General features: G+C 39.0%; 12 protein-coding genes. All 12 read right to left on the bottom strand.

The window, feature by feature from the left end:
* Positions 1 to 17 precede the first annotated feature (17 nt).
* Complete coding sequence (locus tag H964_RS07200; RefSeq protein ID WP_011915955.1) at positions 18 to 1,142, bottom strand: glycoside hydrolase family 88/105 protein; 1,125 nt, start codon at positions 1,140 to 1,142, stop codon at positions 18 to 20.
* Positions 1,139 to 2,725: a glycoside hydrolase family 43 protein gene (locus H964_RS07195; RefSeq protein WP_051109316.1), complete on the bottom strand. Its 1,587-nt coding sequence runs from the start codon at positions 2,723 to 2,725 to the stop codon at positions 1,139 to 1,141. The genes H964_RS07200 and H964_RS07195 overlap by 4 nt, the downstream gene beginning before the upstream one ends.
* Before the next feature lie 118 nt (positions 2,726 to 2,843).
* Positions 2,844 to 4,439 carry an extracellular solute-binding protein gene (locus tag H964_RS07190; RefSeq protein WP_039766152.1) on the bottom strand — a complete coding sequence of 532 codons (1,596 nt, stop codon included), beginning with the start codon at positions 4,437 to 4,439 and terminating at the stop codon, positions 2,844 to 2,846.
* A gap of 450 nt (positions 4,440 to 4,889) precedes the next feature.
* A complete protein-coding gene (gene kduD / locus H964_RS07185) occupies positions 4,890 to 5,651 on the bottom strand; it encodes a 2-dehydro-3-deoxy-D-gluconate 5-dehydrogenase KduD (RefSeq protein ID WP_039766150.1) in 762 nt (253 codons plus the stop codon).
* Between the two features lie 25 nt (positions 5,652 to 5,676).
* Complete coding sequence (gene kduI, locus H964_RS07180) at positions 5,677 to 6,507, bottom strand: 5-dehydro-4-deoxy-D-glucuronate isomerase (RefSeq protein WP_039766148.1); 831 nt, start codon at positions 6,505 to 6,507, stop codon at positions 5,677 to 5,679.
* A 20-nt stretch (positions 6,508 to 6,527) separates the two neighbouring features.
* On the bottom strand, positions 6,528 to 7,556 hold the full coding sequence (locus tag H964_RS07175) for a sugar kinase (protein WP_039766146.1): 1,029 nt from the start codon (positions 7,554 to 7,556) through the stop codon (positions 6,528 to 6,530).
* A gap of 5 nt (positions 7,557 to 7,561) precedes the next feature.
* Entirely contained in the window at positions 7,562 to 8,209 is a 648-nt protein-coding gene (locus tag H964_RS07170) for a bifunctional 2-keto-4-hydroxyglutarate aldolase/2-keto-3-deoxy-6-phosphogluconate aldolase (RefSeq protein ID WP_039766144.1), read from the bottom strand.
* Positions 8,210 to 8,229: 20 nt separating this feature from the next.
* Positions 8,230 to 9,006, bottom strand: a complete 777-nt coding sequence (locus tag H964_RS07165) for an IclR family transcriptional regulator (protein ID WP_039766141.1) — start codon at positions 9,004 to 9,006, stop codon at positions 8,230 to 8,232.
* Positions 9,007 to 9,173: 167 nt separating this feature from the next.
* On the bottom strand, positions 9,174 to 10,145 hold the full coding sequence (gyaR, locus tag H964_RS07160) for a glyoxylate reductase (protein ID WP_039766138.1): 972 nt from the start codon (positions 10,143 to 10,145) through the stop codon (positions 9,174 to 9,176).
* Between the two features lie 60 nt (positions 10,146 to 10,205).
* Complete coding sequence (locus tag H964_RS07155) at positions 10,206 to 11,117, bottom strand: sugar phosphate isomerase/epimerase family protein (protein WP_039766135.1); 912 nt, start codon at positions 11,115 to 11,117, stop codon at positions 10,206 to 10,208.
* A 41-nt stretch (positions 11,118 to 11,158) separates the two neighbouring features.
* Positions 11,159 to 11,995, bottom strand: a complete 837-nt coding sequence (locus H964_RS07150; RefSeq protein ID WP_039766133.1) for a class II fructose-bisphosphate aldolase — start codon at positions 11,993 to 11,995, stop codon at positions 11,159 to 11,161.
* A 20-nt stretch (positions 11,996 to 12,015) separates the two neighbouring features.
* Complete coding sequence (xylB, locus tag H964_RS07145) at positions 12,016 to 13,515, bottom strand: xylulokinase (protein WP_039766130.1); 1,500 nt, start codon at positions 13,513 to 13,515, stop codon at positions 12,016 to 12,018.
* Positions 13,516 to 13,551 lie beyond the last annotated feature (36 nt).

Genomic DNA, 13,551 nt, shown 5'->3' with positions numbered 1-13,551 from the left:
ATTTTCTGTTCCACAACTTATTTGAATAGTCTTTCAATCCATGCACTTGCCTTTATAAACGCCCCAACACCTTTGAGGTCGTTTGTCTTTATTGGCTCGCTTATATAGTACTCAAAAGAACCATCTCTATACGGATTTCCACCCAAGCCTGCTACCATGCAAACACCATTGAGATTCAAAAGCCCCTCTTCATCCTCTTCAACAAACCTGTAGATTATTCCTTCATACGCTCTTTCAAGTGCTTTTACATAACTGCAGTCCAAATACCCCTTTTCTATACCCTTTGCAAGTGCATATGCAAACATGCAAGAAGCTGATGCTTCTGGATAATTTCCATTTCTGCCTATAAAGTTAACAACTTGGTACCAAACACCTATCTCAGGGTCTTGATACTTGATAACAGCGTCAACGAGCTGCTTGAAGATAGCCAAAATTGTTTCTCTTGACTGATGGTCTTGCGGCAGAAAGTCAAGGACATCTACTGCGGCCATTGCAAACCAGCCCATTGCCCTTCCCCAGAAATTTGGCGAGCAGCCTGTAATCTTGTTTGCCCATCTTTGCTCTCTTCTCTCATCCCAGCCATGGTAGTGGAGACCTGTGACAGGGTCTCTGGTATGTTTTGCACACAAGATTACCTGCTTTGCAACATCGTCATAGATCTCGTCTGCCTCGTCCTGTCCTATTAACGTTGCGTATTCAGCATAAAAAGGTGATGCCATGTAGATACCATCAAGCCACATTTGATGTGGGTAGATTTTTTTGTGCCAAAAACCGCCTTCCACTGTCCTTGGATGGGACCTGAGCTGGTCGCGTAGAAGCTGAGCTGCCTTTTTGTATTTTTCTTCGCCTGTTTTCCTATATAGAAACAGAATTGCTTTTCCATTGTTTATATGGTCTATGTTGTACTCCTCTTTAGAATACTTCTTTATTGACCCATCCTCATTCACAAAGGAGTCTATATTTCTTTTAATGTATTCGTAATACTTCCCATCTTTTGTCATCTCATAAACATATTCCATTCCTTTAAAAACAACACCATAGTCATACTGCCATTTATCAGTAAGGTTCGGAAACTTTTTAATAACACTGTCTGACATCCTAATAGAGTAATTCTTCTTTACAAGCTCCTTTAACTTTTTCAACACTCATCTTCCTTTCTAAAGTTTTCAATCTTGAAATAATCAAAGTCAGCATAATCTGATTGGATAACTCCATTTTTTCCAGAGGTATTTATACAGAAAAGCCCTATTTTTGAACCCACCCAAATAGCCTCTTGTGGTATGAACTCTGTACCGAAATCTGTAAATTTTTTACCATCAAAACTGAATGAAAACTTACAAACGGCTCCTTCTTTAACACTGATTTTTAAAAAAACCTGAGATGTTTCTATTGGCATCTTAGCCACTGTATTCTCAATCACATCTTCTTTCACATCTCCTAAAACTTGTACAAGACTTAACTTCTTTTGTCCCCTTTTTATTCCAATAGAAGAATATCTACTGCCGCTCATTATTATGCCAGCATAAGAACCCTCTTTATTAAAATTAACCTCAAGTTTTACAATTGCTATAAATTCAGGTGCTGGAATTTTTTGTAGTAAAAGATTTGGCATAAAGAATATACTTTTTACTTTATTGTTATTTGTCAGATTCCCAACCGCATATAATCTCAAATAGCTTTTTCTCTTTTCAAGTGAATACCAATTATCTTGAGGATTTGCATGCCACTGCCATTGTAGTGAAATTTGGGGTTTGTCAAAATGGTCTGAACATTCCAAGTAAAAATCATATTCATTTTTGTAGTTTGTGTTTGGCTTTCTATACTCTTCAACAGGCTCTCCAATACCATCCCCATCTACATCAATGCCAATCAGTGGCCAATTATCTTCCCATCTCATGGGCTGAAGATGGACTACCCTTCCATACGGACCTCTGTCTTGAAAATGCACAAACCAGTGCTCACCTTTTTCTGTCTCAACCCATGCACCTTGATGAGGACCATTTATTTTGGTCTTTCCCTGATGAAGCACTATCTTCTCTTCGTACGGCCCATAGATATCCTTCGATCTCAGAACCGTCTGCCACCCAAATTTTACTCCTCCTGCAGGTGCAAATATGTAATAATAACCATTTCTCTTATAAAGTTTAGGTCCTTCAATTGTCGGCTGTGTTTTTGCACCATCGAAGACGATTTTACCCTCATCTAATACTCTTAATCCGTCTGCTGATAACCTTGAGACACAAAGTTTGCTATTAAACCCTATCCTGCTCTTTGCAAAAGCATTTACAAGGTAAGCATTTCCGTCTTCATCCCAAAAAGGACATGGATCAATCCATCCCTTTGCTGCTTTTACCAAGTGGATATCCGACCATTTGCCAAACGGATCATCTGTATAGCATACATATATACCATTATCAGGCATACTAAAATATATGTAAAACTTCTCTTCATGATATCTAATTGCAGGTGCCCATATACCTTTACCTATCTGAGGAGTATCATACTCAGGTGAAGGAAGTCTTTCAACTGCGTAATTTACAATTTTCCAATTGATTAAATCCCTTGAATGAAGTATGGGAAGACCTGGCACGCAGTTGAAACTTGACGCAACTAAAAAATAGTCACTGCCAACCCTGATTACATCAGGATCTGAATAGTCAGCATGTATTATGGGATTTTTATATCTTTCTTCATCTACGTTTGGGTCCCATAAAGTTGAAATCACTAATATTCCACCCCTTGTTTGCTACCTTCTCAAAAATCAAATTTATCGAGGGCTGCCTAAACAACAATTATTGCTCTATATTATGAGACAGCCCTCGAACATCTGGATTGTCACTTAACTATTTCCTTTGCATATACCTGTTATATGCATTTTGATAAATTTTTATCGCTTCATCTATCTTCATTCTTTTTAATGTCTTTACAAACGAATTGTAATTATTGTATTTACCTGTCATCATTTTAAGAAACATTTCATCATAGAAAGTATTAACAGTATTCATAATATTTGCAAGTCTATTTGACTCTTCAGGAGTTAAAAATAGAGTTATTGGTGGCAAAGCAATCTCGTTTGTAACCTTTGACCAGTTCTTAGATGCTTCCTTTTGTTGAGGAAGTAAAAAGGATATCTGCAGACTGTATTCCCTTGACTGAACAAAAGCACCTAATATAGGAACATATTTACCAAGCGCTTCTTTAGGTCCAAGTTTTGGATTATTCATAATCTCGTCAGTATAAAGTGGACGTCCATTTTTAATTACATATGATTTTCCCTGGACTCCAAAATTCATTACTAAATATCCTTCTTTACTATAAGCCCAATCTAAAACCTTACATGCAGCTTCGATATTCTTACAATTTGTGGAAATTGCTGCGCCTCTACCAGTAAACGGATACTCGTTTTGCCCGATTTTTACTTTTTCACCTTTTTTCAGTGATGGATATGGAACTCCTATAAGATCAAACGATGTACCTTTTTTTACTGTCAGATATGTTCCCATTTGTCCACCTATAAGACCAAGCCATGAACCTATCTTGTCAGAAAGCACATTTGCTTCTATTACTTTTCTATCCATTGTCAGTACATCAGGGTCGATTAAACCTTCTTTCCACCATTTTGCCAGCGTGCTCATAAAAGATTTAAATTGAGGTTCTAATGGACCATACTTAACCTTGCCATTTATCTGGAAGAAATCTGTTTTTATTCCCCATGCGCCAACTAAAAAACTAGAGTAATCAAAAGCAGCACGTGGATTTGAAGCTCCTCTTAAAATTGAAAATGGCCTCTCATCGCGCTGACCGTTTCCATTTGGGTCATTCAATTTAAATGCTTTTAACATTTTGTACCATTCATCAACTGTCTCAGGCGGATCAATGTGAAGTTTCTTTAACCAATCCTTCCTCACTTGAGGACCATAATAAGCATCAATTGGAAGTTCCTTCAGTGAAGGGAAACAGTACAAATCCCCATCTACTGTTGATACCATTTTCTTTATATCAGGGTTCTTTTTTAGATAGTTATTCAAATTAGGAGCATACTTTGGAATGTAGTTATTCAATGGAATAATAACCTTATCAAGTAAAGCCTTTTGTGGACCGCCTGGATAACCATTCCAACCCCATTCTATTATATCTGTCATCTGGCGTGAAGCAATCATTAAATTGAACTGATCATTTGCCGCAGAACTGCTGAGTGGTGGATGTTTAAACACAATCTTTATACCTGTTTTCTTTTGTAATATTTGGTAGCAGGGAAGTTCGTTATAGCTTTTGTAATGCAGGGCCTGCTCTGCACCCATAGGTACCCAATAAGTCAATGTAACTTTTGTGGCTGCCTCAGCCTTTGGTGTTAAAAAAGCAGAGTTAAAAATTGTTAAACAGAAAAAGCTAAAGAACAAATAAATTACTGTAACCCTCAAAAATCCTTTTCTTAACATAGTTCCCCTCCCTATTGGCTTATTTCTCTTTTGGATTTGAGCCTATTATAGCACGTTAAATCAAAAATGCTTTCAAGAAAAATTTAAACTTTAAAGGACTAAATTAATATTTTACTAACATATAACTCAATAAATGCTAATTACTTGAGCGGATTTTTTTAATCTAACACGGACTATTTTAAAATTCTAAATTTTAAATTTCATCAAATCAAAAATGTACATAAACCTTAGTATTTTACTAAGGTTTATAATGCATGTGTTTTATATTTTTCCTTTTTTTGTACCAAAAATTCTTCCAAATTCTATTGTCTGAACAGCTAACATTGATAGGATTCATTCTTTTAAAGCATTTGCGCTGCTCATAAGAACATCTGCCAAAAGAGATTTTCGCACAAGATAGTAAAACCCCAAAGGGCAATACTTAAGCCCTTGGGGATAATTATTGAAAGGTTACCTTGCAAGCCAGCCACCATCAACGTTCAAGATACAACCATTTACATAGTCAGAAGCTGATGATGCCAAGAACACAACAGCACCTTGCAAATCTTCTGGGGTACCCCATCTGCCTGCTGGAATTCTGGAAAGAATCTCCGCACTTCTGACAGGGTCCTCGCGAAGCGGTTTTGTATTATCTGTTGCCATATAACCTGGCGCTATTGCATTGACATTTATCTTGTACTTTGCCCACTCATTTGCAAGTGCTTTTGTAATTCCTGCAACACCGCTTTTGCTTGCTGTGTACGATGGAACTCTTATCCCGCCCTGGAATGAAAGCATGGATGCAATGTTTATTATTTTGCCACCTGTTCCTTGTTTTATGAACTGTCTTGCGGCAGCTTGACAGAAGAAGAACACTGTCTTGAGGTTTAGATTTAAAACATCATCCCAATCTTTTTCTGTAAAGTCAATTGCATCGCATCTTCTGATTATTCCCGCATTGTTAACAAGAATGTCAAGCTTACCAAATTCTTGAATGGTCTTTTCAATTATCATATTGATTGGCTCAATTGTTCTCAAATCTGCTTGAATTTCTAAAAATCTTCTACCTAATGCCTCTACTTTCTGTTTCGTCGCTGTACAAGGACCAGAGGCCACCCCAACTATATCTGCACCAGCTTCAGCCAAAGCAATTGCCATACCCTGCCCAAGACCTTTTGATGCGCCTGTCACAATTGCAACCTTACCATCCAGTTTGAACTTATCTAATATCATTCAATGCCACCTCCAAAATTGCCCTTCATCTTAAATCTTTCATAGAAACCGGATTTACATCAGAATATGATTGATTCTCCCCTGCCATTGCCCAGATGAATGTATAGCTCTTTGTACCAACACCTGAGTGTATCGACCAGCTCGGGCTGATTACCGCCTGTTCATTTCTCACAATAATATGTCTTGTCTCACCTGGCTCGCCCATGAAATGGAATACCACAGCATCATCTGGCATGTCAAAATAAAAATATACTTCCATCCTCCTGTCATGAAGATGGCAGGGCATGGTGTTCCATACATTGTTTGGCTCTAAAATGGTCATTCCCATTACAAGCTGGCAGCTTTTCACACCGTCTGGATGGATGTATTTGTAGATTGTCCTTTCATTTGATTCAGAAAGTGAACCAAGATGAGTTGCCTCAGTTTGCTTGATATCAATCTTCTCTGTTGGATACTGCTTGTGGGCAGGCGTTGAAACAAAGTAGAACTTTGCCGGATTTGAAGGGTCATCACTTCCAAATTCAAGCTTTTTGGTGGACATTCCAACATAAAGACCATCTTTCTTGTCAAGTTCGAACTTTTGTCCATCTGCAACAACATACCCTTTGCTGCCTATATTGATTATCCCAATCTCTCTTCTTTCAAGAAAATACTGAGCACCAATCTCTTTTCCATCTTCCAAGACCAAAACCTCCACTGTTGGCACAGCTCCACCAACTATCACCCTGTCAACATGAGTGTAGACCATGTTTATCTTGCCATATTCAAAGAGGTTTTCAATCAAAAACTCTTTCCTTATCTGTTCTGTTGTAAGAGTTTTAAACTGACTTGGATGCATCGCAAATCTAACTTCCATTTTCTTTTAACCTCCCTTTTTTATCTTCTCATCATACCAGAGCCATCTTGTAAAAGTGCCTGTTTTATTTCATCCTCAGTCACAATCAAACTATCGCCTTCAACTGTATGTTTTAGTGCACACATGTACGTTGCAACCTCAAGCATCTGAGTGCTTTCAAGCCCTCTTAAAATGCCATAAAGCACACCTGCCACAAAAGCATCGCCTGCTCCAACTCTGTCGATAACTTCTATCTCGCGCTTTTTAGAAAATACAATGTTGCCATTCTCGTCACTTGTATAGGCAAAAAAGATGTTTTTAGAAGCAGAGAGGCTTCTTCTTGCAGCAAGAACTACTTTGCTTAAGTTTTGGTACTTTGTTTGCAGCTTTTCAAACAAAACCTTTTGACCATCTGGGGTAAGGTCAATGCCTTGAAAATACTTTTCTTCCATATCAATTTTCAAAACTCTTCTCACATGCTCTTCGTTGGTAACCAGGATGTCCACATACGGCATAAGATCTGAAATCACTTCATTTGCTCTATCATAGCTCCACAGCTTTGACCTGTAATTGATGTCAAACGCCACCTTTGCACCTGCATTTTTTGCAGTTTTAAAAGCCATCTTTAGCTCATTTAGCACATTTTGTGATAAAGCAGCTGTAATTCCTGTTGAGAAAAATATCTTTGTTTTTTCCAAAATTTGCTTCCAGTTGATATCTCCAGGCTGTATTTCATTTATGGCAGAGTTTGATCTGTCGTATACAACAGAAGATGCTCTCTGCCCTACGCCTTTTTCAAGAAAATAAATTCCAAGCCTTTTACCTTTTCTTTTTATATAGCTTGTGTCAACTCCATATCTTCTCAAAAAGTTTACCGTAGTATCGCCAAGAGGATTCGGAGGAAGGAGTGTAACATAGCTTGTCTTTACCCCAATGTTTGACAGCGCAACAACAACGTTCGCCTCAGCACCACCAAAGTTGATGTCAAAACTTGTTGCCTGCACAATCCTTTGATATCCTGGTGGAGATAGCCGCAACATTATCTCGCCAAAACTCACAACCTCAAACATCCTACCTATACCTTCCCCTTTGCCATCTTTATTTTCTGGACAAACTGTCTGCAAACATCTTCTACCTTACTATAATCCTCATCCTTTGCATACTTTGTTATATTGCTGCCAACACCAACCGCAAACGCACCTGCTTTTATCCACTCATCAACATTGTCAAGGTCAACGCCGCCTGTTGGCATAAGCCTTGCCTGTGGAATTGGCCCTTTGTATGCTTTTATAATCTTTGGCCCGAAAAGCTCGCCAGGGAAAATCTTTATAACATCTGCGCCGCACTCAAGCGCCTCCACAACCTCTTTTATTGTCATAGCGCCGGGCATTGAAGCTATCCTGTACTTGTTACAAAGTTTTACCATTTCAGGATTGAGATATGGACTTACAACAAACTTTGCACCCGCCAAGATTGCAATTCGTGCTGTTTCGCTGTCAAGAACTGTACCTGCTCCTATTATAATCTCATCTTCCTTGTACGTGCTTGTAAGATACTTTATTATCTCGTCAGCGCCGGGCACGGTAAAGGTTATCTCAATTGCACTAGCACCACCTTTTATACATGCCTCTGTGATCTTGAGAGCCTTCTCTTTCGACTCTGCACGAACAACAACAACAAGTCCATTTTCGTTTATCCTTTGCAGAACCTGTTCCTTTTCCATCCTGTTACATCTCCTTTCCCCTATATTTTTTTCTCCTCCACGTACCCAAGCCTGTAAGAAATCTTCTTTGCAGTATCCACAACCTTTTGCGCATTTTCTTCATCCTTGTGAGGTGGTAGTACACTCGTCGGTGCCGAAATGCTAATAGCAGCAATCATCTCGCCTCTGTAGTCATATATGGGTGCAGCGATACACCTTACACCTTCTTGCAACTCTTCATTGTCAACTGCAAAGCCTCTCTCTCGAACACTTCTTATCTCATCGAGAAGCTTTTCTATATTTGTAATAGTGTTTTGTGTATATGATTGAAGAGAAATTGTAGATAGTATCTTTTCAACTTCTTGGTCTGAAAATTTGCTGAGCATTACTTTCCCCAGTGCTGTACAGTATGCTGGAACTCTTTTGCCAATTGAGGAGTAAAGCCTTATTGAGTTTACCTGCTCAATCTTGTCAATGTACACAACATCGCAACCATCAAGAATTGCTAAGTGCACAGTCACATTTAACATAGCCACAAGCTCACGCAAAAACGGATGTGCTTCGGTTCTGAGCTCAATGTTGTTAAGATAAAGGCTCGAAATCTCAACAAACTTAACACCAAGCTTGTAGCGCAAGGTCTGTGGGTCTTTTTGAACATACCCTCTGTTAAGTAGTGTCTGCAAAATCCTGTGGACGGTAGTCTTGTGAAGTGAAAGTTTTTGAGAAAGCTGAGTAATTGAAAGCCCTTTTGGCTCAACAGCCAAAGCCTCAATTATTTCAAACGCTCTTTCAATTGACTGAACAGAATTTTGTGACATATCAGTCTCTCCTGTTTCGTATTGTGAAATACTGTTTCGTATTGTTCATAAAAATATTATAGCATTATTTTCTGGGCTTTAAAATTATCAATTTCGCTAATTTAAATGCTCCCTGCGGGAATAACCACCTTCCCGCAGGGAAATATTTACCAAAAGGAGATGCTTTATTACTTTTTGTTCAAAACCTCTTTATTGACAAGTGTTCTTGGAACTCTTCCCTCAATGAAATCTACTATATTGTTTGCTGCAAGCATTGCCATGTCAAGTCTTGACTCTTCTGTTGCAGAACCAATATGAGGAAGCATTACAACATTGTCAAGTTCAGCCAGCTCTGGCTCAAAATCGGGTTCTCTCTCATAAACATCAAGCCCTGCAGCATAAATCTTCTTTTCTTTCAGCGCCTTTACAAGCGCTTTTTCATCGACAATTGGCCCGCGTGCTGTGTTAATCAATATTGCCGATGGCTTCATAAGAGAAAGCTCTCTTTCACCAATCATATGTCTTGTTTGTGGTGTGAGAGGCACGTGAATTGATATAAAATCTGCTTCTTTTAAAAGCTCATCCAATGGGACAAACTGAGCGCCTATTTCCTTTTCAAAGTTTTCTTTTCTCTCAAAATCATAGTACAAAATCTTCATGTTAAAACCTTTTGACATCCTTGCAAAAGCCTGGCCAATCCTACCTGCACCAATTACACCAAGTGTCTTGCCTGTTATGCCTTTTCCTAAAAAGAGCATCGGACCCCAGCCTTTGTAATGTCCACCTCTCATGAACTTGTCAGCTTCAACTATTCTTCTTGCCGCAGCAAAGAGCAGCGCCCATGCAAGCTCGGCTGTTGCGTTTGTCAGAACGTCTGGTGTGTTTGTTACATAAACTCCTCTTTTTGTTGCCTCTTCAATATCTATGTTATCATAACCCACCGCATAGTTTGCAACAATCTTGACATTTGGTGCATGGTCAAAAAACTCACTGTCCACTTTATCAACAAGCTGGGTCAAAACTGCGTCTTTATCAGCAATTGCTCTCAATAGTTCTTCTCTTGTCATCGGTCTGTCGTGCGGGTTTACTTCAACCTCACCATATTTTTTCAAAAGCTCAATTGCTGGTTCCATTATTCTTCTTGTTACAAGTATCTTCATATAAATTTTCCCTCCCGCAACTTTAAAAGTATTTCTATTTTTCTATTGAAGCAGAAATTTTTATAGTCTTGCCCATGCTTCGTTCAAAACCCTCTTTGAACTTGCAAGCACAATTTTGGGGTCTTGACCTGGCATAGGTAATACCTCAAAGCTCAAGATAGGTCTTTTTTCTGGATTTAAAAACCCTATCTCTTTCAATACCCTCAAAAATTCAATTACCTCTTCAACATCGTTTTCGCCGCCCTCTATTCCAAACATTGGATGCTTGTCGCCATATGCCGGATGATTTTTGTCCTTCACAACAGCGTTACCTATATGAACATGTGTGAGGTAATCTTTTACAGGCAAGAGCGCCTGCTGTGCTGTTTCTCTTGTAAGTGGCAAATGGCTCAAATCCACAATCAACCCAAAGTTGTTGTATTCTTTTCTTATCTCGGCTGCGAATCTTGCTGCAAGGTCAGCTGGTCCAATCAAGCTCTTTTTGTCAATGTCAAAGTCGAATACCTCAAGTTCTATCATGAGGTTCCCCTTTGACTTTGCATACTCGCAGAGCTCTTTTGTTGTATCAACTAATATCTTGAATGCTTCCTCTTTGCGTGCCTCATCATATTGCCTTGACAAAAATCCAAAACCAACAGCGCCAAGCTCATATGCTTCATCAATGCCTTCTTTCAAAATCTCTATTGCTTTTCTTCTCTTTTCACTGTCGTAGTCGTTTGGATTTAAGCCTGTTCTCAAAAGTCTTGGCTGACCACCATATGCAACTGTGATGTGTGCAGATTTTAGCATGTCTTTGACTCTTCTTCTTACCTCGTTATCCTTTATCCATGTTATCTCTACCGCATTGAAGTAATCATCTTCAAGTATTGACTTTAAAGTCTCTTCAATTGGGCCTTCTCCATCAATTACCTGCGGGTAAGACATGAAATGAATTGTTCCAATTTTGAGATATTTATAAATTGGCTCGTTCATCTAAAGCACCTCCAAATAAGTTTATTTATTATAATTGTTTTTTAAATTATGTCATAGCTTCCAAAAACCTTTAACTTCTTTATGGCTTCCTCTTTGACAATCCTTCTAATTTCATCAAAGATTGCAGGGGTCAAATCACTTGTGGCTTTGACAAACTCAGGAAGTTTTTCATTTACCGCTAAAGTCAGATCAGTGAAAATATTCACCTTGTTAATTCCGTACTCTATACACTTTTTAAAATCATCATCTGAAAGCCCAGAGCCACCGTGCAAAACAAGATAACAATCAACTCTTTTTCTTATTTCCGCAAGTCTTTCAAAATCAAGCATAGGCTCGCCCTTGTAGACACCGTGAACTGTACCAATTGAAACAGCTAAAGCATCAACACCTGTCTCATTTGCAAATACCTCTGCCTCTTCAGGTTTTGTATAAAACTCTGGATTTTTAAAATCCCACTCGCCTCTTCCAACAACGCCAAGTTCTCCCTCAACACTTACACCAACAGAATGCGCTATCTCAACAACTTCCTTGGTTTTCTTTATATTTTCCTCAAATGGCAAGTTTGATCCGTCAAACATGACAGATGTAAACCCGGCCTTTATTGCTCTGATGATATTTTTCAGGCTCTTTGCATGGTCAAGATGCACACACACAGGCACAGATGCCCTTTTTGCAAGGAAAATCATTACCTCTGCAAGCATTTCAAAGTCAAGCCTGTCGATGAATCTGTCTGCAATGCCAATTATAATAGGGGTTTTTAGCTCTTCTGCTGCGTCAATTAAGCCTTGATAAAACTCTGCAGAAAGGCCGTTGAACATCCCCACACCAAATTTTTTTACCTTTGTGTAACCCAAAACATCATTTAAATTTACAAGCAAAACAAAGACCTCCTAACCTTTTAGCTTGAAATCTTGGAAATCTTTGGATATATACTGGACACTGAATTATACAGTTCATTGTAAATTTCATACACCTTGTCATAAACTCGTTGGTTGTTTGGGTTTGGCATATATTCAAAGAGCACCTCGCGTTTTTCTTCAATAAGGCTTTCTCTTGCACCAATTGCCATTGCTGCCAAAAGCATTGCTCCTTTTGACGCAGCCTCTGACACCTTTTCAACAATCACTTTCTTCCCTAAAATATCAGCTTTTATCTTGCTCCACACACTGCTCTTTGCCCCGCCACCCATTGAAACAACACTTTCAACCTTCAAGCCCATACCTTCTAAAATCTCTATGCATGCACGAATCTCATATGATATTCCTTCCAATACACTTCTTGCTATATCTCCTCTTGAATGTGTAAGTGTCAGTCCAAACAATACACCTCTTGCATCAGGATTCCACCTTGTTGCACGTGACCCCATGAAAAATGGCAAAAGCACAATCCCATTTGCTCCAGGGCTTGAATTTTCTGCCTCTTTGTCAATTATCTCATAGGCGTTCTCGCCTTTTTCTTTTTCGCCTCTGTATAGGTTGTCCCGAACCCACCTCAGGATTGTACCGCTTGTTGATATCCCCTGCTCAATCAGGTAATAATCTCTTATTACATGACACGAACAAACAACCCTTGGATCAAGCAGCTCTGGAACCTTGTTTGATGACATTGACACGTTTGTTGCTGTGCCAGTCGACTCCATAACACGCGAACCAATAATGCCTGCACCAACTGCTTCTAAAGGCCTGTCTCCACCACCGCTTATAACAGGAATGCCACTTTTAAGTCCAAGCATCTTTGCAACATCATCTTTTAAGTACCCTATTATCTCATCTGCATAGCATAGCTTCGGAAACTGATTTTGTTTCACACCTACAAATTCAAAGATATCTTGCCACCACTGTCTTTTGTTTATATCAAACATCATTGTCCTGCTTGCCAGCGAATGGTCTGTTGCCGCCTCACCTGTTAGTTTATACCCGATAAACTCTTTTGGTTGCAAGAAAACTGTAGCCTTTTTTAAAACATCTGGCTCATACTTTTTAAACCACAAAAGCTTTGTTGCAGTAAAGGTTGAATCTGGAATAAGTCCTGTGATTTTATGTATAGTTTCTTTCCCAAATTCCTGTGAGATTTGTTCAGCTTCAAGCCGTGAGCGCCTGTCCATCCATGAAATAGCTCTGTACAAAATATTGCCGTCCTTATCAAGTGGAACAACTGTCTCTCTTTGAGATGAAAGACCTATGGCAATAATGCTACTGCCATCTGTCTGCTGAAGACACTCCTTAATCCCATTTACACACTCACTCCACCAATCGTTCGGGTCTTGTTCTGCCCATTCAATCTGGGGTGTGTAAGTGGGATATTCCCTATTTGACTTTGCCAAAATATTACCTTGTAAATCAAAAACTATTACCTTGCATGCTGTTGTACCTATGTCAATTGTAAGAATTTTGCTCATTGAATGTACTTTGCTCCTTTCAGAAAGACTCAAAGG

It is taken from the genome of Caldicellulosiruptor sp. F32, from assembly GCF_000404025.1.
GTDB classification, from domain to species: Bacteria; Bacillota; Thermoanaerobacteria; order Caldicellulosiruptorales; family Caldicellulosiruptoraceae; genus Caldicellulosiruptor; species Caldicellulosiruptor saccharolyticus.
The sequence above is the reverse complement of the archived record's forward strand: the minus strand, read 5'-3'. Positions and strand labels throughout refer to the sequence as shown.

Bases quoted from the DNA above. Each gene is read 5' to 3' on its own strand.
- xylB (WP_039766130.1), bottom strand. From the start codon at position 13,515: ATGAGCAAAATTCTTACAATTGACATAGGTACAACAGCATGCAAGGTA.
- kduD (WP_039766150.1), bottom strand. From the start codon at position 5,651: ATGATATTAGATAAGTTCAAACTGGATGGTAAGGTTGCAATTGTGACA.
- H964_RS07170 (WP_039766144.1), bottom strand. From the start codon at position 8,209: ATGGAAAAGGAACAGGTTCTGCAAAGGATAAACGAAAATGGACTTGTT.
- H964_RS07175 (WP_039766146.1), bottom strand. From the start codon at position 7,556: ATGTTTGAGGTTGTGAGTTTTGGCGAGATAATGTTGCGGCTATCTCCA.
- H964_RS07190 (WP_039766152.1), bottom strand. From the start codon at position 4,439: ATGTTAAGAAAAGGATTTTTGAGGGTTACAGTAATTTATTTGTTCTTT.
- H964_RS07155 (WP_039766135.1), bottom strand. From the start codon at position 11,117: ATGAACGAGCCAATTTATAAATATCTCAAAATTGGAACAATTCATTTC.
- gyaR (WP_039766138.1), bottom strand. From the start codon at position 10,145: ATGAAGATACTTGTAACAAGAAGAATAATGGAACCAGCAATTGAGCTT.
- H964_RS07165 (WP_039766141.1), bottom strand. From the start codon at position 9,006: ATGTCACAAAATTCTGTTCAGTCAATTGAAAGAGCGTTTGAAATAATT.
- kduI (WP_039766148.1), bottom strand. From the start codon at position 6,507: ATGGAAGTTAGATTTGCGATGCATCCAAGTCAGTTTAAAACTCTTACA.